This is a genomic window from Candidatus Symbiopectobacterium sp. NZEC151, assembly GCF_025962655.1.
Lineage (GTDB): Bacteria > Pseudomonadota > Gammaproteobacteria > Enterobacterales > Enterobacteriaceae > Symbiopectobacterium.
The window spans coordinates 1-22,253 of record NZ_JAGFPE010000005.1; the positions used below are offsets into that span (position 1 = coordinate 1).

Consider the following 22,253-nt stretch of genomic DNA (forward strand, 5'->3'; position numbering starts at 1 on the left):
GACAAGCAGGATGCGGCCTACCGTGAAGCAGTGCTGCCGAAAGCGGTGAGCGCCCGCGTGGCGATCGAAGCGGGCATTGCAGACTACTGGTACAAGTATGTCGGCCTGAACGGCGCGATTGTGGGCATGACCAGCTTCGGCGAATCGGCTCCGGCGGAAAAACTGTTCGAGGTGTTTGGCTTTACGGTGGATAACGTGGTGGCAAAAGCCAGTGCGCTGCTGAAATAAGCCTTAGCATTTAATCGTACAAAACGGCGTCTAGTAGACGCCGTTTTTTTATGCCTGATTTACTTCCCCAGTTGCTGGGAGATATGCGCGGCGGTGCGGCACAGTGGATCGATAATCCACTGTAGCTTTGCCGGGTCGATATCTAATACCGTGCCAACCGCGCTGATGGCGGCAATGACCTGCCCGCTGCTGTCGGTTATCGGTGCGGCAAGGCAGCGAATATTGACGATATCTTCTTCATTATCAAACGCCCATCCCTGCTGACGTACACTGATGAGATGCTGGCGATAGGCTTCTGGCGAGGTGAGCGTGCTGGCGGTTTTCGTTTGCCAGCCGATATGACTGAGCTTTTTTTCTAAAGCCTGCTCCGGTAACCAGGCAAGCAACACCTTACCCAGCGAGGAACTGTGGAGTGAAAGGCGTTTTCCAACCCAGGTGTTGACCTGAATGCTGCTGTTGCCCTCAACCTTCAAGAGATAAACCGCTTCGCTTCCTTCCATCACGCCCAGATGGCACGTCAACTGAAGTTCCTGCGCTAAGGCCTTCAACGCGGGCAGGGCAAATTCTTCAATACGTCGTTGGTTTGCTGCGATGGTGCCCAGTTCAAATAGCTTCAGCCCCAGAATATATCCCCCCTGTACCGGTTGCTGCTGTAAGGCACCCAGTTGGCACAGCGTGGTTACCAGATGGTGGCAACTGCTGCTGGGGAGTCCCAGTCGGTCTTTTATCGCCGTCAGGTTAAGTCCCGGTTCCTTGGCAATCAGGTTGAGTATCGCAAACCCTTTGGTTAACGCCGGTGCGGTGGATTTTGTTGCGAGAGAAAGGGCGTCGCTAGCGTCAACAGGTGCATTTACTTCTGGGTTATCAGCGGCGTTTTTCTCAACGATTTGAGACGTCACGCAGGTTTCTGGCTTTTTTTTCATCTTGTGCACCTTATTATTGACCACTATACTGACTTTAAATTCCATATATAAAAAACGATTTCCATATGTGGAAAATATAGCGAGCGGATAGGATGCTGTCAACACATTAGATAGCGCTTGTTACACGCTGTCAGCCCTTCGCTACAGAAAGTGATATCGGGATACCGTTTTTTTTAGATCCAAGGTGATGCTCAGCCAGGGTTCACACCAGTGAAAGCAGTTAATAACTACGGAGTCGTTATGAAAAAGTATGCCTTAGTGGGGACGGGGGGCCGCTCCGGTCTGTTCCTGACCGCAATAGCGCGTGATTACCGCCAGGAAGGTCGTCTGGTCGCCTTTTGCGACAGCAACCAAACGCGAATGGATTATGCCAACGCCATGATCGGCGAGTTTGAGCATCAGTCCGTGCCAACGTACAAGGCGGATGAATTCGATAAAATGATCGCGGAAACGCGTCCTGATTTTGTCATCGTCACCTCCATTGACCGCACGCACCATCACTATATTGTGCGCGCCATGGAACTGGGCTGTGATGTTATCAGTGAAAAGCCCATGACCATTGATGAAGAGAAGTGTCAGGAAATTATCGATGCCGTCGCGCGCACCGGGCGCAGCCTGCGCGTTACCTTTAATTACCGTTATGCACCACACCACAGCAAAATTCGCGAGCTGATTGCCGCCAACATTATCGGCGAAGTCTATTCTGTGCATTTTGAATGGCTGCTGAACACCGAGCACGGCGCAGATTATTTCCGTCGCTGGCACCGCGACAAACGCAACAGCGGCGGCCTGTTAGTCCATAAATCCACGCACCATTTCGATCTGGTTAATTTCTGGCTCAACTCTGAACCGGAAACCGTCTACGCACAGGGCGATCTGCGTTTCTATGGCAAAGCCAATGCGGAAGAACGCGGCGTGACCGAGTTTTATAACCGTTCCCATGGTAGCGAGGCGGCGGCCAACGATCCCTTTGCGTTGCACATGAAAGACAGCAAGCAACTGACGTCGCTGTATCTCAACGCTGAGCATGAAGATGGGTATTACCGCGATAAGAGCGTGTTTGACGATGGCATTAATATCGAAGATACGCTTGGCGTGATCGTGCGCTACAAAAGCAAAGCCATCATGACCTACTCGCTCAATGCTTATCTGCCGTGGGAAGGGTTGAACGTGGTGTTTAACGGCAGTCGTGGTCGTATCGAGATGAAGCTGGTCGAGAAATCTTACGTTAACGGCGGCGGCAAAAAATCAGACGAAGGCGCACTGCGCGGTTGTGAAATCAAAGTGTTCCCGATGTTTGACGAGCCGTACGTGGTGCCCGTGGTGCAAGGCGTTGGCGGACACGGCGGCGGTGATGATGTGATGCTGCGCGACTTGTTTGGTATCTCGGAACCCGATCCGCTGAACCGTGCTGCGGATTATCAGGATGGCGCACTTTCCATTCTGACCGGTATCGCGGCCAACCGCTCTTTGCGTACTGAATTACCGGTGCGGATTAAGGATCTGGCGGTAAAACTGCCACCGCGTAAATAGGTGGTTATTTAACATGATTGGCCGTCTGTCTGGATGGCCAATATTACACTGGGGGATATATCGGAGGAAATGGATAGCCAATTATACCCGTCATACTTCAAGTTGCATGCGCGTTGGCTGCACTCGCTTACCCGAATCACTTACTTATGTAAGCTCATCGGGATTCGCTCCCTTGCCGCCTTCCTGCAACTCGAATTATTTAGGGTATAGCGATTTTAAGAACAGATCTTTATCCGCACCCTACACGCAGTGAGTCCTAATACGTCTTCATCATATGACTCTGCGGATAAATGCCTGACATTGCCAATACGTATCAATGATGGAGAATGATATAAATGAAAATGAAAAAGCTCCTGCGTTATTCCGCTTTATTGATGATGCTGTCGCCAGCGCTAAGCCATGCTGATACTGAAATGCGTTTTTCATGGTGGGGAGGGAACCAACGCCATGAAGCGACGCGTGCAACCATCGATCAGTACAAAGTACAACATCCTACCGTCACGATAAAAGCAGAGCCAAGCGGGTGGGATGGCTATCTTTCCCGCGTCAGTACTCAGCTCGCGGGCTCAACCGAGCCTGATGTGATGCAGATTAACTGGAACTGGTTAGAACTTTTCTCCAAAAATGGTGAAGGGTTTTACGATCTGAATAAATTGTCTCAGCACATTGACCTGAGCCAATTTACCGAGCAGGGGAAAAATCTGGTCACGCGCGGCGGAAAACTGAACGGTATTCCTATCGCGCTAACCGCCCGTTTAATGTATTACAACGCCAACGTCTGGCAGCAGGCCGGGTTAGAATATCCGCAAACCTGGGATGATATTCTGAAAGCCGGTCCGGTATTTAAAAGCAAACTGGGGGATGACTATTATCCGTTCTTCCTCGGTGCGGTGGATACCTCGATTCTGACCTTCCTCAATTCGTACATGGTGCAGAAATACAATATCGCCATGATCGATGAAGAGAAAAAGCAATTTAATTACACCCCGGAACAGTGGCTGGAATTCTTTGGCTTGTATAAAAAGCTGGTGGATAACCACGTTATTCCTTCCATGAAGTATTTTACCGCCTTCGGTAAAGCCAACGCCTGGGAAATCCGCCCGTGGCTGGAAGGCAAACTGGGCGGAACCTACATCTGGACCACGGAAGGCACCTACGCCGACAGTCTCAAAGCACCGTCGAAGCTGGTGCTGGGGCCGTACCCGATGCTGCCAGGGGCGAAAGATTCCGGTTTGTTCTTTAAACCTTCACAGATTTTCTCTATCGGGAATAGCGCCAAAAACCCAGAAGAAGCGGCCAAGTTCATTAACTACATGCTTAACGATCCTGCCGGCATCAAAACCATGGGGCTGCAACGCGGTATTCCGCTGAGCAAAATCGCTGTAGCGACGTTGGAAAAAGAGGGCATCTTGAAAAGTGGTGATATTCAGGCTCAGTCATTGGAGCAAGTGAATAAGCTGTCTGGCGATGTGAAAGTCTCTTCCTATTTTGAGAACCAAAAACTGCTGTCGGTATTCCTGGATTATCTCCAGCAATATGATTACGGAAAACTGTCTATCGAAGACGTTGCGGCCGGTTTCCCGAAAGCAGGTGAACGTGTGCTGAAAAGAATCATCTGATGGTCTTTGATAAAATCTGACAGAAAACACTGATTTTCTGCAAAAAAATAATGCCGGGTGTAGGCAGTAGTTTCACCCGGCGACAAGAGTACTTTTTTTAATTTATTACGCAGGTTCCCGCTGATATGAGTCAATCAGCGGGGATATTCAACACCAGGGCTTTTATTTGTAACAGGGTAAATAACATTACCCTGTTACATCTCAACAGGTAAGTACCCATGAATGAAAACAAGCTATTGGGTCTGGCCTATGTCTCACCCTATATTATAGGGCTGTTGATATTTACGGCATTCCCTTTTGTCTCATCGTTTGTACTGAGCTTTACTGAATATGATTTAATGAATCCGCCGGTATTTAACGGGGTGGAAAATTACCGTTATATGCTGACGGAAGACGCCTTGTTCTGGAAATCCATGGGTGTGACCTTTGCCTATGTTTTTCTGACCATTCCGTTGAAACTGGCGTTTGCATTAGGCATTGCGTTCGTTCTTAACTTCAAACTGCGCGGCATCGGTTTTTTCCGTACCGCCTATTATATTCCGTCGATTCTCGGCAGCAGCGTGGCGATTGCCGTGCTGTGGCGCGCCCTGTTTGCTATTGATGGACTGTTGAACAGCTTCCTTGGCATTCTCGGCATTGAAGCAGTGAACTGGTTGGGCGAACCGTCGTTGGCGCTGATGTCGGTGACCTTACTGCGCGTCTGGCAGTTTGGCTCTGCGATGGTGATTTTTCTGGCCGCATTGCAAAACGTGCCGCAATCGCAGTACGAGGCCGCGATGATTGACGGTGCCACCAAATGGCAGATGTTCATCAAAGTGACCGTGCCGCTGATTACGCCGGTGATCTTCTTTAACTTTATTATGCAGACCACTCAGGCGTTCCAGGAGTTTACCGCACCCTATGTGATAACCGGCGGTGGGCCAACCCACTATACCTACCTGTTCTCGCTCTATATCTATGATACCGCGTTTAAATATTTTGATATGGGCTATGGCGCGGCATTGGCGTGGGTACTGTTCCTGGTTGTCGCTATCTTTGCGTCGGTGGCGTTTAAATCATCGAAATACTGGGTGTTCTACTCTGCCGATAAAGGGGGCAAAAATGGCTGATTTACCTCAGGGCCACGCGGGCGTGTCGTCCGCCGAAGCGATTGCCGCGGCAGAAGTGCGCCGGACGTTACGCCGTGAAAAATTCAATGCCAGCATCCGTTACACCATCCTGCTGATTGTCGGTCTGTTGATGCTCTATCCGCTGGTATGGATGTTCTCGGCCTCCTTTAAACCGAACCACGAGATCTTTACCACGCTTGGACTGTGGCCGGAAAATCCCACCAGTGACGGTTTTGTGCGCGGGTGGAAAACGGGGACGGAATACAATTTCGGCCATTACATGCTGAATACCTTCAAGTATGTGATCCCGAAAGTGATACTGACCATTATTTCCTCCACCATCGTGGCCTACGGTTTCGCCCGCTTTGAAATTCCGTGGAAGAACTTCTGGTTTGCCACGCTGATCACCACCATGTTGCTGCCCAGCACCGTGTTGTTGATTCCGCAATACATCATGTTCCGTGAAATGGGCATGCTGAACAGCTACATGCCGCTCTATATTCCGCTGGCTTTTGCCACGCAGGGATTCTTTGTCTTCATGCTGATCCAGTTCCTGCGCGGTGTGCCGCGTGATATGGAAGAAGCCGCCCAGATCGATGGCTGTAACTCCTTTCAGGTGCTGTGGTATGTGGTAGTACCGATCCTCAAACCGGCCATTATTTCTGTGGCGCTGTTCCAGTTCATGTGGTCGATGAACGACTTTATCGGCCCGCTGATCTACGTCTATAGCGTGGATAAGTACCCGATTGCACTGGCGCTGAAAATGTCCATCGACGTGACGGAAGGTGCGCCGTGGAATGAAATTCTGGCGATGGCGAGTATCTCTATTCTGCCGTCCATCATTATTTTCTTCTTTGCTCAACGCTACTTCGTACAGGGCGTTACCAGCAGCGGAATTAAAGGTTAATTGAGGATTTATCATGGCTGAAGTTACGTTTAATAAACTGGAGAAAGTGTACTCCAACGGTTTCAAAGCGGTGCACGGCATCGACCTGACCATCAAAGACGGTGAATTCATGGTGATTGTCGGACCGTCTGGCTGTGCCAAATCCACGACCTTGCGCATGCTGGCGGGTTTGGAAACCATCAGCGGCGGTGAAGTGCGCATCGGTGAGCGCATCGTGAATAATCTGGTGCCGAAAGATCGCGGTATTGCGATGGTGTTCCAGAACTATGCGCTCTATCCGCATATGACGGTGCGTGAGAACCTGGCATTCGGTCTGAAATTGGCGAAATTACCCAAAGAGAAGATCGACGAACAGGTTAACGAAGCGGCCAAAATCCTTGAGTTGGAAGATCTGATGGATCGTTTGCCGCGCCAACTGTCCGGTGGGCAGGCACAGCGCGTTGCCGTCGGCCGCGCTATCGTGAAAAAACCGGATGTGTTCCTGTTTGACGAACCGTTATCCAACCTGGACGCCAAGCTGCGTGCCTCGATGCGTATCCGCATTTCTGACCTGCACAAGCAGTTAAAGAAAAGCGGCAAGCCAGCAACCAGCGTCTATGTCACCCACGATCAGACCGAAGCCATGACCATGGGTGACCGCATCTGCGTGATGAAACTGGGCCATATCATGCAGGTCGATACGCCAGATAACCTGTACCACTACCCGAAGAACATGTTCGTGGCGGGGTTTATCGGTGCGCCGGAAATGAACATCAAGCCGAGCAAGCTGGTGGAACGGGACGGGCAGGTGGCATTGACCGTTGGAAATTCCACGCTGGCGCTCAATGCCTCGCAGCAGGAGAGGGTCAAAGCCTATCTTGGTCAGGATGTGTTTTTTGGCGTGCGTCCGGAATACGTCAGTGTCTCATTAACCCCGTTTGTCGAAAGCCACTCTCAGGGGGAATTGATCCGCGTGGAAAATATGGGCCACGAATTCTTTATGTATCTGAAGGTAGATAATTTTGAACTGACCTGTCGTATGCCTTCCGAGCAGGCCAGAGTGATTATCGCCAGCGCGATGCATAAGACGGTCTATTTCCAGTTTGATAGGGATAAGTGCCATATCTTTGATGCAAAAACGGAGCGAAATATTTCGCTGGCGTAGATCTCTTGCACCAAGTGCCGATGGCTTAACAGCCAGAAAACGCCATCGGCAGGATAATAGATTTTCAGTTGTATTTTTGGGTAAGGCATACGGGCCATTAAGGAGTTCCCATCATGTCGCTTAACGTTATCTTTAATAGCGCAGATCCCGGCATCTACAATATCAAAACGCACGCGGAAGGCCCGGCTGGGTCGCTGCCGTTAACACCAGAAATGCTGGTGGATTCACCCAGCGGCAATATTTTTGGTTTAACGCTGAATGCAGGAATGGGGTGGGACCCAAACCGTCTGCTCGGTACCGAAGTGCTGATCCTCGGTACGCAAGGGGGGATTCGCGCTGAGGATGGTCGTCCGATTGCGTTGGGATATCATACCGGGCACTGGGAAATCGGCTTGCAGATGCGCGCCGCCGCTGAAACCATCGCCAAAGAGAATGGCGTGCCGTTTGCCGCTTATGTCAGCGATCCCTGCGATGGCCGTTCGCAGGGAACCACCGGCATGTTTGACTCCTTGCCGTATCGCAATGACGCCGCGATGGTGTTTCGTCGGTTGATTCGCTCCTTGCCCACCCGTAAAGCGGTGATCGGCGTAGCCACCTGTGACAAAGGCTTGCCCGCGATGATGATTGCGCTGGCGGCGACGCACCATTTACCGACCATTATCGTGCCCGGCGGCGCAACGTTGCCGCCGACGCACGGAGAGGATGCCGGTAAAATCCAGACGATTGGTGCACGCTTTGCCAATCAGGAACTGAGCCTGAAAGAGGCTGCCGAACTGGGCTGCCGGGCGTGCGCTTCTCCGGGGGGCGGCTGTCAGTTCCTCGGCACGGCCGGTACCTCGCAGGTGGTGGCTGAAGGTTTAGGGATGGCGCTACCCCATTCTGCACTGGCGCCCTCCGGGCAGGAAGTGTGGCTGGATATCGCCAGACAGTCCGCGCGTGCGGCGCTGCTGATGCAGCTCAAAGGTTTGACCACCAAGGATATTATTACCGACAAAGCCATTGAGAATGCGATGACGGTACACGCCGCGTTTGGTGGCTCGACCAACCTGTTACTGCATATTCCTGCGATTGCCTATGCGGCGGGCTGCAAAGCGCCGACCGTTGAGCAGTGGATGGCAATCAACCGCAAAGTGCCGCGCTTGGTGAGCGTGTTGCCGAATGGACCGGACTATCATCCCACCGTCCGCGCCTTTATGGCCGGTGGCGTACCGGAAGTGATGCTGCATCTGCGCAAACTCGGGTTATTGCATGAAGATGTGCTCACGGTGACCGGCGAAACCCTGGGCGAGAATCTCGACGTGTGGGAGCGCTCGGAGCGTCGACGCCGTTTCCGCGAACTGCTGGTAGAGTGCGACGGTGTTCAGCCAGATGAAGTGATCATGAGCCCTGAGCAGGCCAAGGCGCGCGGTTTGACCTCCACCATTACCTTCCCCTCCGGCAACATTGCGCCGGAAGGATCCGTGATTAAATCGACGGCGATCGATGCCTCGGTGGTGGATGAGCAGGGTATTTACCGCCACACCGGCAAGGCCAAGGTGTTCACTTCGGAAAAAGCGGGGATCAGCGCCATCAAGCAGGGGGCGATTCAGGCGGGTGACATGATGGTGGTGATCGGCGGCGGGCCGTCGGGCACCGGGATGGAAGAAACCTACCAGCTTACGTCCGCGCTGAAACATCTCTCCTATGGCAAGTTCGTTTCGCTGCTGACCGATGCGCGTTTCTCTGGCGTATCAACCGGTGCCTGTATCGGTCATATTGGGCCGGAAGCCTTGGCGGGCGGGCCGATCGGCAAGCTACGCGATGGTGACATCATCGAAATGATCATCGACCGGAATCAACTGGTCGGCTCGATTAATTTTATCGGTACAGAAGGGCATCCGCTGTCACCCGAAGAAGGGGCCGCCGTGCTGGCGAGTCGTCCGGTACATCCTGAATTACGAGCGCATCCCGACTTACCCGATGATACGCGTTTGTGGGCGGCGTTGCAGGCGGTCAGTGGCGGAACCTGGGCGGGCTGTATTTATGATACCGACAAGATCCTTAACGTTATCAATGCTGGTCTGAAAGCGTTAAAAGAGAATAACAGCGATTAATTTGTAGTTTTAATTCGGGCGGCCAACTGCGCGCCCACCCTCATTATAGCAATGATATTTATTTTCCACATACGGAAAAAGGTGGTGACTTATGTTTAAAACACTTGCGGGTGTTATTCCTCCGGTTCCAACGATTCTTGATGCCAAAGGTCAATTTGATCCGGAAGGCATGGGCGTATTAATTGAAAGATTAATTGACTCTGCCGTAAACGGTTTTTTATTTTTGGGGAGTGCGGGAGAGTTTGCCAATTTCTCTCAGCAGCAACGCAAAGCGATTGCTGAATTTTGCGTAGCGAAAGTGAATGGGCGCAAACCGGTTATTATCGGCACCGCATCCTGCTCCACGGCGGAGGCGATTGCATTAACGCAACACGCATCAGATATTGGTGCTGATGCGGTAATGATTGTGAATCCCTATTATGCGCTGATGTCCGATGAGCGCCTTTATAATCACTACAAATCTATTGCTGATGCGGTGGCTATTCCGCAATTATTATATAACTTCCCGGCATTGACCGGGCAAAACCTGTCCGTTGAATTAATTGGTCGTCTGGCAGACAGTTGCGCCAATATTGTCGGTATTAAAGATACCGTTGATTGCATGAGCCATATCCGCCAGGTGATCACGGAAGTGAAAGGCCGTCATCCTAATTTTCTGGTGTTCTGCGGCTTTGATGAATATGCCCTTGATACGCTGCTGCTCGGCGGCGACGGCGTGATCCCCGCCACCTCCAATTTTGCGCCGGAAATCACCTGCGGCATCTATCAGGCCTTTTTGGATAAGGATATGGTCGCGGTGCAAGCGCTGCTGCGCCGTCTGGCCGTGTTGTCGAAGATCTATACCCTGGAAGTGCCGTTTACCGGCCTGATAAAAGAAGCGATTCGTCTCACCGGTTCGTCAATTTCTGCCGCCGTGTCCGCGCCTGCGACGCCGCCCAGCCCGGAAATGAAACAGCACCTAATCGCGCTGCTGCGTGAGGCTAATATCGCCATTGGGGAATAACCTCCCCACGTTACAGAGACGCTGCCGCTGAGCGCGTCTCTGTAGCCCAACCTTCAGGAAGAAACCCATGCTGGATAAATCAGTCATTACCACAAAACTCGCCGCGTTGTATCAGGAGATCGTTGCCATCCGTGAGGATGATGCCTATCTCAAATCCATCGGTGCTTACGGTTCGGATATGTCTATCGAACTGTGGGACTGGTCGCAAGGCGTCGGGTTGTATGGCATTTGGCGCTTATATGAAGCGACCGGCGATCAGACCTATGTTGACTACCTGAGCGCCTGGTTTGAACGCCATCGGGCAGAGGCGGCAGTAAAAAATGTCAATCACGTCGCGCCGATGCTGACGCTGGTGTCGCTGCTGGAGCAACAGGAAAATGTGCAATGGCGCGCGCTGGTGAATGAATACGGCGAGTGGATTGAGCAGGGGTTGTTGCGTACCGAAATGGGCGGGTTCGCCCACACCACGGCTACGCGCAATAACGAAGGGCAATTGTGGGTCGATACCCTGTTTATGAGCGGCCTGTTCCACGTTAAGGCCGGACAACTGCTTAACAAGCCTGCCTATTGCGAAGAGGTCATCTATCAGTTCTTGTTGCATACACAATTTTTAAGCGATCCGGTCAGCGGCCTGTGGCGGCACGGCTGGCATTTCACGGAAAAACACCACTTTGCCGGTGCGTTGTGGGGCCGGGGTAATGGCTGGGCGGCGATAACGGCGGTTGAACTGCTGGAATTGACGCGAGCAAGCCACTCTGCGTCCTCTCGCTTTATTGAGCAGAATTTCCTGCGCCAGAGTGAAGCATTGTTAAACGCTCAGGCTGACAACGGCATGTGGCACACGCTGCTCAACGATCCGCACAGCTATCAGGAGTCGTCAGCCACGGCGGCGATCGCCTACGCCTTTCTGAAAGGATATCGGCTCGGCATTCTCGATAGCCGCTTTGCCGATGCTGGCGTTAATGCCATTGCTGCGCTGCTGGCGCGCATCGATCAACAAGGGCAACTGGCGGAAGTCTCTTCCGGTACACCGGTGTTTATGACATTGCCAGAATACACCGATGTGCCGATTCGCCAGCGCTCTTATGGACAATCATTGGCGATGCTGGCGTTGGCAGAAATGTTACGCCATCCCGATCTCATGCACACTAAGCCCGTCTGATACACCATGCTGGCATGGCAAGACGCCGTTTCTTGCCATGCCAATACCGCCTTTTCTTTGAACTGCGTCACTGTTCTGCAAGCGCTCTGGTTGAGATATTTCCTTTGCTGAAAATTTGCATTATGCTAGCTGAAGCGTTTCAGTTGGCGTAATTAGGGCGATTGATCCCGAACAGCGGCGAATTATCCCGCAGGTGGATCGTCAAGGGCAGGTGTGTTGTCCAAGAATAGTCTTACTTAACAGTTTATTCCGGTGTTGGTACTGATTATTCTATACCCTACATAATTCGAGTGTTCAGCTTGATACAGAGAATGCGATGACAATTCGTATTGCGATAAACGGTTTTGGTCGTATTGGCCGCAGCGTGTTACGGGCACTGTACGAATCCGGACGTCGGGCCGATATTAGCGTGGTGGCGATCAACGAACTGGCGAGCGCGGAAGGTATGGCGCATCTGCTGAAGTATGATACCAGCCATGGGCGTTTTGCCTGGGATGTGCGCCAGGAGTGCGACCAGCTCTACGTAGGCGATGACGCCATTCTGCTATTGCATCAGCGTGAGATTGAGGGGTTACCCTGGCGAGAGCTGGGCGTTGACGTGGTGCTCGATTGCAGCGGCGTGTACGGCAGCCGCGCACACGGCGAAGCGCATCTGGCCGCCGGTGCCAAGAAGGTGCTGTTTTCTCACCCCGGTGCCAACGATATCGATACCACTATTGTGTTTGGCGTCAACCATGAGACGTTGCAGCCAGAACACCACATTGTGTCTAACGCCTCCTGTACCACCAACTGCATTATCCCCATTATTAAATTGCTGGATGAATCGTTCGGTATTGAAAGCGGCACGGTCACCACCATTCACTCTTCGATGAACGATCAGCCGGTGATCGATGCTTACCATAGCGATTTGCGCCGCACCCGCGCGGCCAGCCAGTCCATCATTCCGGTGGATACCAAACTGGCGGCAGGCATTACGCGTATCTTCCCGCAGTTTACTGACCGTTTTGAGGCGATTTCAGTGCGCGTGCCAACGATCAATGTCACTGCCATCGATTTGAGCGTAACGGTAAGGCAAGCGGTAAATGTTAATGAAATCAATGCGCTTTTTCAAAAATCAGCGCATGGGGCATTTCGTGGTATAGTTGACTATACGGAATTACCTTTAGTTTCAGCTGATTTTAATCACGATCCGCACAGTGCCATTGTCGACGGTACGCAGACGCGGGTCAGTGGGTCGCACTTGATAAAAACGCTGGTCTGGTGCGACAACGAATGGGGCTTCGCCAATCGCATGCTGGATACGACACGCGCGATGGCAGCCTGCGGTTTTTAGTTATATGTAACTGAATTGTCAGGGATTTTAATCTCGATCACACAACTTTATAAGAGAATCAACAAGAGGATTCACCATGTCTGTAATTAAGATGACCGATCTGGATCTGGCGGGTAAACGCGTATTGATCCGTGCGGATCTGAACGTGCCGGTTAAAGAAGGTAAAGTGACGTCTGATGCGCGTATCCGTGCATCGTTGCCGACCATTGAGAACGCACTGAAACAAGGTGCGCGTGTCATGGTGACTTCCCACCTGGGACGCCCGACCGAAGGGGAATACAACGAAGAATTCTCCCTGCTGCCGGTTGTTAACTATCTGAAAGATAAAATTTCCTCTCCGGTTCGTCTGGCGAAGGATTATCTGGATGGCGTTGATGTTGCCGAAGGTGAGTTGGTGGTTCTGGAAAACGTTCGCTTCAACAAAGGCGAGAAGAAAGACGACGAAGAGCTGTCGAAGAAATACGCGGCGCTGTGCGACGTGTTCGTGATGGACGCTTTTGGTACGGCACACCGTGCGCAGGCCTCTACCCACGGCGTGGGCAAGTTTGCTGATATCGCCTGTGCAGGCCCGTTGCTGGCAGACGAACTGGAAGCACTGGGTAAAGCACTGAGCAACCCGGCGCGCCCGATGGTAGCGATCGTCGGCGGTTCTAAAGTGTCTACCAAGCTGACCGTGCTGGGCTCATTGTCCAAGATTGCTGACCAACTGATCGTGGGCGGCGGTATTGCCAACACCTTCGTAGCGGCACAAGGCCACAACGTGGGCAAATCGCTGTACGAAGCGGATCTGATCCCTGAAGCGAAAAAACTGCTGGAAACCTGCGACATTCCAGTGCCGAGTGACGTGCGCGTAGCGACGGAATTCTCTGAAACTGCAACCGCAACCTTGAAGTCAGTGACTGCCATCAAAGATGATGAACAGATTCTGGACCTGGGTGATGTGTCCGCTGAGCGTCTGGCCGATATTCTGAAAAATGCCAAGACCATCCTGTGGAACGGCCCGGTTGGCGTGTTCGAATTCCCGAACTTCCGTAAGGGAACCGAAATCATCGCTCAGGCGATTGCAGACAGCGACGCGTTCTCTATCGCCGGTGGTGGCGATACGCTGGCCGCGATTGACCTGTTCGGCATTTCAGACAAGATTTCTTATATTTCTACCGGCGGCGGTGCCTTCCTGGAGTTCGTGGAAGGGAAAAAACTGCCTGCGGTAGTCATGCTGGAAGAGCGTGCTAAGCAGTAATGCCGCTTTGCCGGGGGTGTCACCCGGCAACCCGTTGCTCCCTCCTCGAGTGGGCAACGGTGGGTTCGGACGCTGTGCGTCCGGCCCGTAGTCAATTATCTCAACCCTCCACGGCCAACGAGACGGGACACGTAACATGTCTAAAATTTTTGATTTCGTAAAACCTGGTGTCATCACTGGCGATGACGTTCAGAAAGTTTTCGCAGTAGCAAAGGAAAATGGCTTTGCTCTGCCCGCAGTCAACTGCGTCGGTACTGACTCCGTCAATGCGGTGCTGGAAGCGGCAGCGAAAGTTCGCGCACCGGTTATCGTTCAGTTCTCTAACGGGGGGGCCGTGTTTACCGCAGGTAAAGGCCTGAAAGCGGAAGGCCAGAAATCCGCCATCCTCGGTGCCATATCTGGCGCACAACACGTTCACCTAATGGCTGAACACTACGGCATTCCTGTTATCCTGCACACTGACCACTGCGCCAAAAAACTGCTGCCCTGGTTGGACGGCCTGCTGGATGCCGGTGAAAAACACTTTGCCGCGACCGGTAAACCGCTGTTCTCCTCCCACATGATCGACCTGTCGGAAGAGCCGTTGGAAGAGAACATCGAGATTTGCAGCGAATACCTCAAGCGCATGGCAAAAATCAACATGACGCTGGAAATCGAACTGGGTTGCACCGGCGGTGAAGAAGATGGCGTGGACAACAGCCACCTTGATAACTCCGCACTCTACACCCAGCCGGAAGACGTGGCTTACGCCTACGAAAAACTGCACGCCATCAGCCCGCGTTTCACCATCGCGGCGTCGTTCGGCAACGTGCATGGCGTATACAAACCGGGTAACGTGCAACTGACGCCGAAAATCCTGCACAACTCGCAGGAATACGTCTCCAAGAAATTCAACCTGCCGCACAACAGCCTGGACTTCGTGTTCCACGGCGGCTCCGGCTCTACGGCAGAAGAGATCGCCGAAGCGGTGAGCTACGGTGTGATCAAAATGAACATCGACACCGACACCCAATGGGCAACCTGGGAAGGCGTGTTGGCATACTACAAGAAGAACGAAGGCTACCTGCAAGGGCAGTTGGGTAACCCGGAAGGCGCAGACAAGCCGAACAAGAAGTACTACGATCCGCGCGTTTGGCTGCGTGCTGGCCAGGCAACCATGGTTGCACGCTTAGAAAAAGCGTTTAAAGAACTGAACGCGATCGACGTACTGTAATCTATATTAATAAGTGCATTGATAAACAATGCATGAAAATAAGAGGCTCCTTTTATCAGGAGCCTTAATTTTTTCTGGCCTGCTTTGCGGCCATTTTGGGTGTGAACCATCCCTTTCAAAGGGTGAAATGCAAAAATGGGAGAGTGCCAATGGAAGAACTGGATGTAACCGAAAGCCTGAGCCGTATGGGGCAATGGGTCGTCAATAATGAGGCTCTGCTGATCCAGTATGCGGTGAACGTGGTGGCCGCCATTATCATTTTGCTCATCGGCCTGCTGGTGGCGCGTGTGGTCTCGAAGGGCATTAGCAGAGTGATGGTAGCGCGGGGGATTGACACCACCGTAGCGGATTTTCTTGCCGCACTGGTGCGTTACGGCATTATTGCCTTTACGCTGATTGCGGTATTGAGCCGCATTGGGGTGCAAACCGCATCGGTGATTGCGGTGATGGGTGCCGCTGGCTTGGCGGTGGGTTTGGCGCTGCAAGGCTCGCTGTCAAACTTCGCGGCGGGCGTGCTGCTGGTGATGTTCCGCCCGTTCCGTACCGGTGAGTTTGTCGATTTGGGCGGGGTTTCTGGCACGGTGACACAGGTGCAGATATTCTCCACCACGATGCGCACGCCAGATGGCAAAATCATCGTCGTTCCCAACGGGAAAATCATTGCCGGAAACATCATTAACAGCAGCCGTGAGCCGGACCGACGCACCGAAATTATCGTTGGTGTGGCCTATGACGCGGATATCGATCGGGTCAAAACGGTGCTTGGGGATATCGTCGCGGCAGATAAGCGCATTCAGCATGAACGTGGCGTCACCATTCGTCTCAATGAAATGGCGGCGTCTTCACTGAATTTTGTCGTATGGGTCTGGACGACCAACGGTGATGCCATGGCGGTGAAATGGGATCTGTTAGAAAGTTTTAAACGGGCGCTGGATGAACACCAGATCGGCATTCCCTATCCGCAAATGGATGTGCATTTGCATCAAACCCCGACAACATCAACCAACGCGTAATTTTCGTTAGTCCTCTTTAGGCATCCGGTGCTAAGAGCACGGATGCCTAAACGCTTTCACTCGAAAAGTAAAAACACGGCTCCCCTATCGACCTACCCTAACCGCTGTTACTGGTTGATATGTGTTGTGTTATGAAACTTGATAAAACCCTGTATCCCCACACCGTGGCGATCGCAATTTTTGCCGCCTCGCTGCTTTACACTGGAAATAGACTCTTCTCCGCGCAAAGCCAGGCGGTGCTGGCGATTGAGACGTTTCAATCACTATGGCTGCTGTTTGGTGCGCTGTTCACCTGGTGCTACATCAGGCCGTTGCGACGTGAGACTGCGGCGAAGTTCTTCTGGCTCTGGAGTATCAGTTGGTGGATGTTATTGTTTGGTCGGGGAATCAGTTGGGGGCGGGATTACTTCCCTGATGAGCCAAAGCTTTACTTTCGCATTATTTCCATCGTGCTGATTGGGGTGACGGCCTGTGCGCTGTTGTTGCCCGTGATTCGTCGAGAGATTATTCGCCGTTTCCGGCAAGAAAGCCTGCCCGTGTGGGATATCCTGTTGTTGGTGCTCTATTTCGTTATCGTCGATACCATCGAACACCACCGCTTATTGGCGTTTCTCTTTGTCTACGACACATCGCGTACCGATTTGCTGGAAGAGTTGTTTGAACTGCCGTTTATGTTTTCGCTGTTTGCCGTTGCTTTCCTATTGCAACGTAATGAAAAGCTGGTTGGAGCCAAAACGCTGCCGGTTTCACCTTCGGTATTGCACGATATTCGAAATTAGATTCTCTAATGAATAATTAGAATCTTCAATTTCAATTAATGGAAAAACCGCCTTACACTCCTTCGAATTGTTCATCCGGGAGAGTGTAGAGAACCATGTTTGGCATGTATTGGCAGGGATTTTTTCTGGGCGCGGCGATGATTTTGCCACTGGGACCGCAAAACGCTTACGTGATGAATCAGGGGATTCGGCGTCAGTATCATCTGATGATTGCCCTGCTGTGTGCATTGAGCGATGTCATTTTGATCTGTGCGGGTATCTTTGGCGGTAGCGCATTGTTGAGTCAGTCATCGCTGTTGCTGTCATTGATCACCTGGGGAGGCGTTGCGTTTTTGCTGTGGTATGGCTGGGGCGCGTTCAAGGTGGTTTTCAACCGCCAGCTTGAAGTCGTCAGTGTGGATATCGCACGGCACAGCCGCTGGCGCGTTATCGCTAGCGTATTGGCAGTCACCTGGCTGAATCCGCATGTCTATCTGGATACTTTCGTGGTGCAAGGCAGCATTGGTGGGCAGATGGCACCCGACGCGCGCAGTTGGTTTGCCTTGGGTTCCATTACGGCTTCTTTCCTGTGGTTCTTTGCATTGGCGTTGCTGGCGTCCTGGTTGGCACCGTGGTTAAACACGCCAAAAGCGCAGCGCGTGATTAATGCCTTTGTTGGCATCATCATGTGGAGTATTGCGCTGCAACTCGCACATTCTGGTCTGCAATAGTGTTGTAAGTTGACGTTTTTTTACGGTATTCCGGAATTCACCTATAGTTAAGCCAAGCCAGCCTGTGCACTATATTTACCTATAGCCGTAGGCATAGTCATAGCACAGGCGCGCAGCCGTCATCGTGGCCTGCAACGGCGCACTATTACATGGAATCAGGAGAAACGACACTGTGAAGCTAAAAGCACTGGCGATAGCCGCCCTGTTAGGATTAAGCACGCTTCCACTGTCCGGTCAGGCCGCTGAATTGCCGAACGGACCGCACATCGTGACATCGGGCAAAGCGAGCGTGGATGCCACGCCGGACATTGCAAATTTGGCGATTGAGGTCAGCGTTTCATCGAAAGACGTGGCTGATGCTAAAAAGCAGGTGGACGACCGCGTGGCGCAATATTTTGCCTATCTGGAAAAGCACGGCATTGAAAGAAAAGACATCAGCGCCGCCAACCTGCGCACCCATCCTGAATACGATTTTCTCAAAGATGGTCGCTCTGAACTGAAAGGGTATCGCGCGGTGCGTCAGGTGGCGGTAACGGTACGCCAACTGGATCAGCTAAACGCCTTGCTGGATGGTGCGCTGCGCGCGGGGTTAACGGAAATCCGCGGCGTGGAGCTGGGGGTTGCCAACCCGGAAGCCTATCGCGATCAGGCTCGTCAGCGGGCAATAGAAACGGCGACCAGCCAGGCGAAAGCACTGGCAACCGGATTCAACGCCAAGCTGGGGCCGATTTACAGCATCCGCTATCAGGTAGCCAACTATCAGCCGGTTCCGATGGCCCGGATGTTTAAAGCGGCGGGTGTCGCGGCAGAGGCCGATGTGGCACAGACTTACGAGCAGCAAAGCATCCAGTTTGACGATCAGGTTGACGTAGTGTTCGAGCTGCAACCTAATCAGTAACGCTTGCTTAACGCGCGTCAGGACTGGCGCAATACGCGATGCCCGTGCGAAAGCAGGGCATCCGTCACCTTTCTCATCATCCGACTCTCTGGCGCGAAGCGGTGCCAATAGAGCATCCGGCGCTGAAACAGGCCCGGCGTCAGATCGACCAGTTCGCTGTTTGCCAATTCTCTCTCGATTTGCAGGTGCGGGATCATACAACAGGTGGTGCCTTGTCGCGCCAATTGTACGAACGCTTCTGACGAGTTAACGATATGGCAGGGAACGCTACCGGGCGAGAGATCAAAATTTTGCTGCAAAAACGCCTGATGCATGTCGTCCAGATGGTCGAAGGCAACCGCAGGTGCGCGTAACAAGGCAGAGCGAGTTACACCGTTCGGGAAGTAGCGTGCGGCAAAATCTGGTGAGGCGACAAACAGATAGTCTAACGCACCGAGCTTATCCACCAGACAACTCGGCAACGGTTGTGGCTGGATACTGACGGCGCCGACCACTTCACCACGGCGCAAGCGTTCTTGGGTGCGGGTTTCATCTTCCACTTGCAGATTAAGACGGATAGGGGAATCGACCAGCACCGGTTGCAGTGCGGGTAACAGCCAGGTAGCCAGACTGTCGGCGTTGACCGCCAGCGACAGTAACAGCGGGATATCGCTGCTGGCATCGTTGCCCAGCCACTCTTCTTCCAGCAACTCCACTTGATGCAACAGCGCCAGCAGTTTTTGTCCTTGTTCTGTGGGACGCGGTGGAATGGTTCTGACCAACAGCGGTTGTCCGAACAGGTTTTCCAACTGCTTGATGCGTTGCGAAACGGCGGATTGCGTGATGCACAATTTTTGCGCGGCGCGTTCAAATCCGCGCTCACGGATGACGGCATCCAGGGCCTGAAGTGTGCGATAGTCCGGTCGTTTCATGAAGGTGCCATTTCCTATGGATAAAACTTGGTCTTTGCACTATGCCACATTTTTCTGACGGAACACGCTAAAAATCTGTCCCATTTCACACCGATGGCCGAAAATAATCGGAGGACGCGCGGCGATTGGCGTCGTTTCCAGTGGCGCTTGCTCTATAATAACGCCTCTCTCTTCTCACTGTAATTTGCAGGCACGATACAGACCATGACACAAGATGAACTGAAAAAGGCAGTCGGCTGGGCCGCGTTGGATTATGTTCGCCCGGATACCATTGTTGGAGTGGGGACGGGCTCAACGGCCGCGCACTTCATTGACGCGCTGGGTTCCATCAAACACCAGATTAAAGGCGCGGTATCCAGCTCCGTAGCGTCGACCGAGAAGCTGAAAAGCTTAGGCATTACAGTATTCGACAGCAACGAGGTTGATGAACTGGATATCTATGTGGACGGTGCCGATGAGATCAACCCGCATATGCAAATGATCAAAGGCGGTGGCGCTGCGCTGACGCGTGAGAAGATCATTGCCGCCATTGCGCGTCAGTTTATCTGTATTGTCGATGCCTCCAAGCAGGTGGATATTCTGGGCACATTCCCGCTACCGGTGGAAGTGATCCCGATGGCGCGCGCTTACGTGGCGCGTGAGCTGGTGAAACTGGGCGGTCAGCCAGTCTATCGTCAGGGTGTGGTCACCGACAACGGCAACGTCATTCTGGATGTGCACAATCTCGATATCTCAGATGCCATTGCGGTAGAAAACCGTATCAATGGGATTGCGGGCGTGGTGACCGTCGGTCTGTTTGCCAACCGTGGCGCTGACGTTGCGCTGGTCGGTACCGCTGACGGGGTGAAAACCCTGAAGTAATTTCTCTCCTGCACATCGGGCGTTGGCATGAAGAAGGCTAACGTCCGATTTTTTTTGCTTAAAAACCCCACCATTGTTAAAGTCTCACTTTTGGTACTTAATATCACTTTTTCTTATTTTGTTCCCTGCACATCTGGCGAGGCGACGCGTTGTCCTTATTTTTTACTGTAAAAGGGCGTTTGTGACGCCGTTGGCAGCATCGGGGAAGCAATCGATTGTCTTGCTGCTGGCGTAATTTTTGTTATGTTGGCAGAGGCTGTTTGGCAAATGGGTTCATTGGCATCTGAAGTCTGAATATAAGGTCGGGAAATGGCAAAGGTATCACTGGAAAAAGACAAGATTAAATTCCTCCTGGTGGAAGGGGTTCACCAGAGCGCGTTGGAAAACCTGCGCGCAGCGGGTTACACCAACATTGAATACCATAAAGGTGCGTTGGATACGGAAGCGTTGAAAGCCTCCATTCGTGACGCGCATTTCGTCGGTTTGCGTTCCCGTACTCATCTGACGGAAGAAGTGTTTGCTGCCGCAGAAAAGCTGGTTGCCGTGGGCTGTTTTTGCATCGGTACCAATCAGGTAGAACTGCCTTCCGCTACCAAGCGCGGTATCCCGGTATTCAACGCGCCGTTTTCCAATACCCGCAGCGTAGCGGAGTTGGTGATTGGTGAAATGCTGCTGCTGCTGCGCGGCGTTCCGGCAGCCAACGCCAAAGCGCATCGCGGCGTGTGGCATAAACTGGCTGTGGGCTCGTTTGAAGCGCGCGGCAAAAAACTGGGCATCATTGGCTACGGTCACATCGGCACCCAGTTGGGTATCCTGGCGGAAAGCCTGGGGATGCACGTCTACTTTTACGACATCGAGAGCAAGTTGCCGTTAGGCAATGCTCAGCAGGTGCGTCATCTGTCCGAATTGCTGAACATGAGCGACGTGGTCAGCCTGCACGTGCCTGAAACCTTGAGCACCCAGAATATGATGGGCGCAGAAGAGTTGGCGCTGATGAAACCGGGTTCTATCCTGATCAATGCCTCACGCGGCACGGTTGTCGATATCCCTGCATTGTGCGAAGTGCTGCGCAGCCAACACATTGCGGGTGCCGCGATTGACGTATTCCCGCAAGAACCAGCAACCAACAGCGACCCGTTTGTTTCTCCGCTGCTGGAGTTCGACAACGTGCTGCTGACGCCGCACATTGGCGGTTCCACGCAGGAAGCACAGGAAAACATCGGTACGGAAGTGGCCGGTAAACTGGCAAAATACTCTGATAACGGTTCGACGCTGTCTGCGGTTAACTTCCCGGAAGTTTCCCTGCCAGTACAGAGCGATCGCGCACGTTTGCTGCACATTCACGAAAATCGCCCAGGCGTACTGACGGCCATCAACACCATTTTTGCCGAGCAAGGTATCAACATTGCTGCCCAGTATCTGCAAACCAGCGCGGATATCGGCTATGTGGTGATCGACGTGGAAACAGATGCGGCGAATACCGCACTGCAACTAATGAAGGCGATTCCCGGCACCATTCGTGCCCGCCTGTTGTTCTAAGTGCTCGTCGAACGGGGCTGTCAGATCGATGACAA

The 22,253-nt window shown here is 52.6% G+C and carries 20 protein-coding genes; 18 read left to right on the plus strand and 2 right to left on the minus strand.

Translation table 11 applies throughout. The annotated features are described in order from the left end of the window. On the plus strand, positions 1-228 hold a 228-nt coding region (locus J5067_RS15475; protein ID WP_319802398.1), incomplete at its 5' end, for a transketolase C-terminal domain-containing protein. A gap of 59 nt (positions 229-287) precedes the next feature. Here J5067_RS15475 and J5067_RS15480 read toward each other — a convergent pair. Then, complete coding sequence (locus tag J5067_RS15480; RefSeq protein ID WP_264651497.1) at positions 288-1,151, minus strand: IclR family transcriptional regulator; 864 nt, start codon at positions 1,149-1,151, stop codon at positions 288-290. Positions 1,152-1,391: 240 nt separating this feature from the next. Between J5067_RS15480 and J5067_RS15485 the strand changes: the two genes are divergently transcribed. The 15 genes from J5067_RS15485 to J5067_RS15555 all read left to right on the plus strand — a co-directional run bounded on the left by J5067_RS15485 (position 1,392) and on the right by J5067_RS15555 (position 18,907). Next, on the plus strand, positions 1,392-2,684 hold the full coding sequence (locus J5067_RS15485) for a Gfo/Idh/MocA family protein (protein WP_264644475.1): 1,293 nt from the start codon (positions 1,392-1,394) through the stop codon (positions 2,682-2,684). A gap of 341 nt (positions 2,685-3,025) precedes the next feature. Further along, entirely contained in the window at positions 3,026-4,303 is a 1,278-nt protein-coding gene (locus J5067_RS15490; RefSeq protein ID WP_264651619.1) for an ABC transporter substrate-binding protein, read from the plus strand. Positions 4,304-4,521: 218 nt separating this feature from the next. Continuing rightward, entirely contained in the window at positions 4,522-5,412 is an 891-nt protein-coding gene (locus J5067_RS15495) for a carbohydrate ABC transporter permease (protein ID WP_264623797.1), read from the plus strand. Next, a complete protein-coding gene (locus J5067_RS15500; RefSeq protein WP_264644476.1) occupies positions 5,405-6,319 on the plus strand; it encodes a carbohydrate ABC transporter permease in 915 nt (304 codons plus the stop codon). Before J5067_RS15495 ends, J5067_RS15500 begins: the two co-directional genes overlap by 8 nt. A gap of 13 nt (positions 6,320-6,332) precedes the next feature. Further along, positions 6,333-7,463, plus strand: coding sequence for an ABC transporter ATP-binding protein (locus tag J5067_RS15505; RefSeq protein ID WP_264644477.1), 1,131 nt, complete (start codon positions 6,333-6,335; stop codon positions 7,461-7,463). Positions 7,464-7,576: 113 nt separating this feature from the next. Next, the gene (locus J5067_RS15510; protein ID WP_264651498.1) at positions 7,577-9,556 is read left to right on the plus strand and encodes a YjhG/YagF family D-xylonate dehydratase; all 1,980 of its coding nucleotides are present in this window, start codon (positions 7,577-7,579) and stop codon (positions 9,554-9,556) included. Positions 9,557-9,647: 91 nt separating this feature from the next. Beyond that, a complete protein-coding gene (locus J5067_RS15515) occupies positions 9,648-10,559 on the plus strand; it encodes a dihydrodipicolinate synthase family protein (protein ID WP_264644479.1) in 912 nt (303 codons plus the stop codon). A 67-nt stretch (positions 10,560-10,626) separates the two neighbouring features. After that, the gene (locus tag J5067_RS15520; protein WP_264651499.1) at positions 10,627-11,721 is read left to right on the plus strand and encodes a glycoside hydrolase family 105 protein; all 1,095 of its coding nucleotides are present in this window, start codon (positions 10,627-10,629) and stop codon (positions 11,719-11,721) included. 316 nt (positions 11,722-12,037) lie between these two features. Beyond that, the gene (gene epd, locus J5067_RS15525) at positions 12,038-13,054 is read left to right on the plus strand and encodes an erythrose-4-phosphate dehydrogenase (protein WP_264644481.1); all 1,017 of its coding nucleotides are present in this window, start codon (positions 12,038-12,040) and stop codon (positions 13,052-13,054) included. Positions 13,055-13,130: 76 nt separating this feature from the next. Next, positions 13,131-14,294 carry a phosphoglycerate kinase gene (gene pgk / locus J5067_RS15530; RefSeq protein WP_264644482.1) on the plus strand — a complete coding sequence of 388 codons (1,164 nt, stop codon included), beginning with the start codon at positions 13,131-13,133 and terminating at the stop codon, positions 14,292-14,294. A gap of 136 nt (positions 14,295-14,430) precedes the next feature. Then, on the plus strand, positions 14,431-15,507 hold the full coding sequence (gene fbaA / locus J5067_RS15535; protein ID WP_264644483.1) for a class II fructose-bisphosphate aldolase: 1,077 nt from the start codon (positions 14,431-14,433) through the stop codon (positions 15,505-15,507). Between the two features lie 149 nt (positions 15,508-15,656). After that, positions 15,657-16,520, plus strand: a complete 864-nt coding sequence (gene mscS, locus J5067_RS15540; RefSeq protein WP_264651500.1) for a small-conductance mechanosensitive channel MscS — start codon at positions 15,657-15,659, stop codon at positions 16,518-16,520. A gap of 131 nt (positions 16,521-16,651) precedes the next feature. Further along, complete coding sequence (locus J5067_RS15545; RefSeq protein ID WP_264651501.1) at positions 16,652-17,299, plus strand: hypothetical protein; 648 nt, start codon at positions 16,652-16,654, stop codon at positions 17,297-17,299. A gap of 95 nt (positions 17,300-17,394) precedes the next feature. Further along, positions 17,395-18,009 (plus strand): arginine exporter ArgO, encoded by a 615-nt coding sequence (gene argO, locus J5067_RS15550; RefSeq protein ID WP_264651502.1) that lies wholly within the window; start codon positions 17,395-17,397, stop codon positions 18,007-18,009. 172 nt (positions 18,010-18,181) lie between these two features. Beyond that, positions 18,182-18,907: an oxidative stress defense protein gene (locus tag J5067_RS15555; RefSeq protein WP_264644487.1), complete on the plus strand. Its 726-nt coding sequence runs from the start codon at positions 18,182-18,184 to the stop codon at positions 18,905-18,907. Positions 18,908-18,924: 17 nt separating this feature from the next. Here the strand turns inward: J5067_RS15555 and J5067_RS15560 are convergent, their stop codons facing one another. Then, on the minus strand, positions 18,925-19,818 hold the full coding sequence (locus J5067_RS15560; RefSeq protein WP_264623785.1) for a LysR family transcriptional regulator ArgP: 894 nt from the start codon (positions 19,816-19,818) through the stop codon (positions 18,925-18,927). A gap of 204 nt (positions 19,819-20,022) precedes the next feature. Here J5067_RS15560 and rpiA point away from each other — a divergent pair, with 204 nt between their 5' ends. Both rpiA and serA read left to right on the plus strand, forming a co-directional pair. Next, on the plus strand, positions 20,023-20,679 hold the full coding sequence (gene rpiA, locus J5067_RS15565; protein ID WP_264644488.1) for a ribose-5-phosphate isomerase RpiA: 657 nt from the start codon (positions 20,023-20,025) through the stop codon (positions 20,677-20,679). Between the two features lie 309 nt (positions 20,680-20,988). Then, a complete protein-coding gene (serA, locus tag J5067_RS15570) occupies positions 20,989-22,218 on the plus strand; it encodes a phosphoglycerate dehydrogenase (protein ID WP_264644489.1) in 1,230 nt (409 codons plus the stop codon). Positions 22,219-22,253 lie beyond the last annotated feature (35 nt).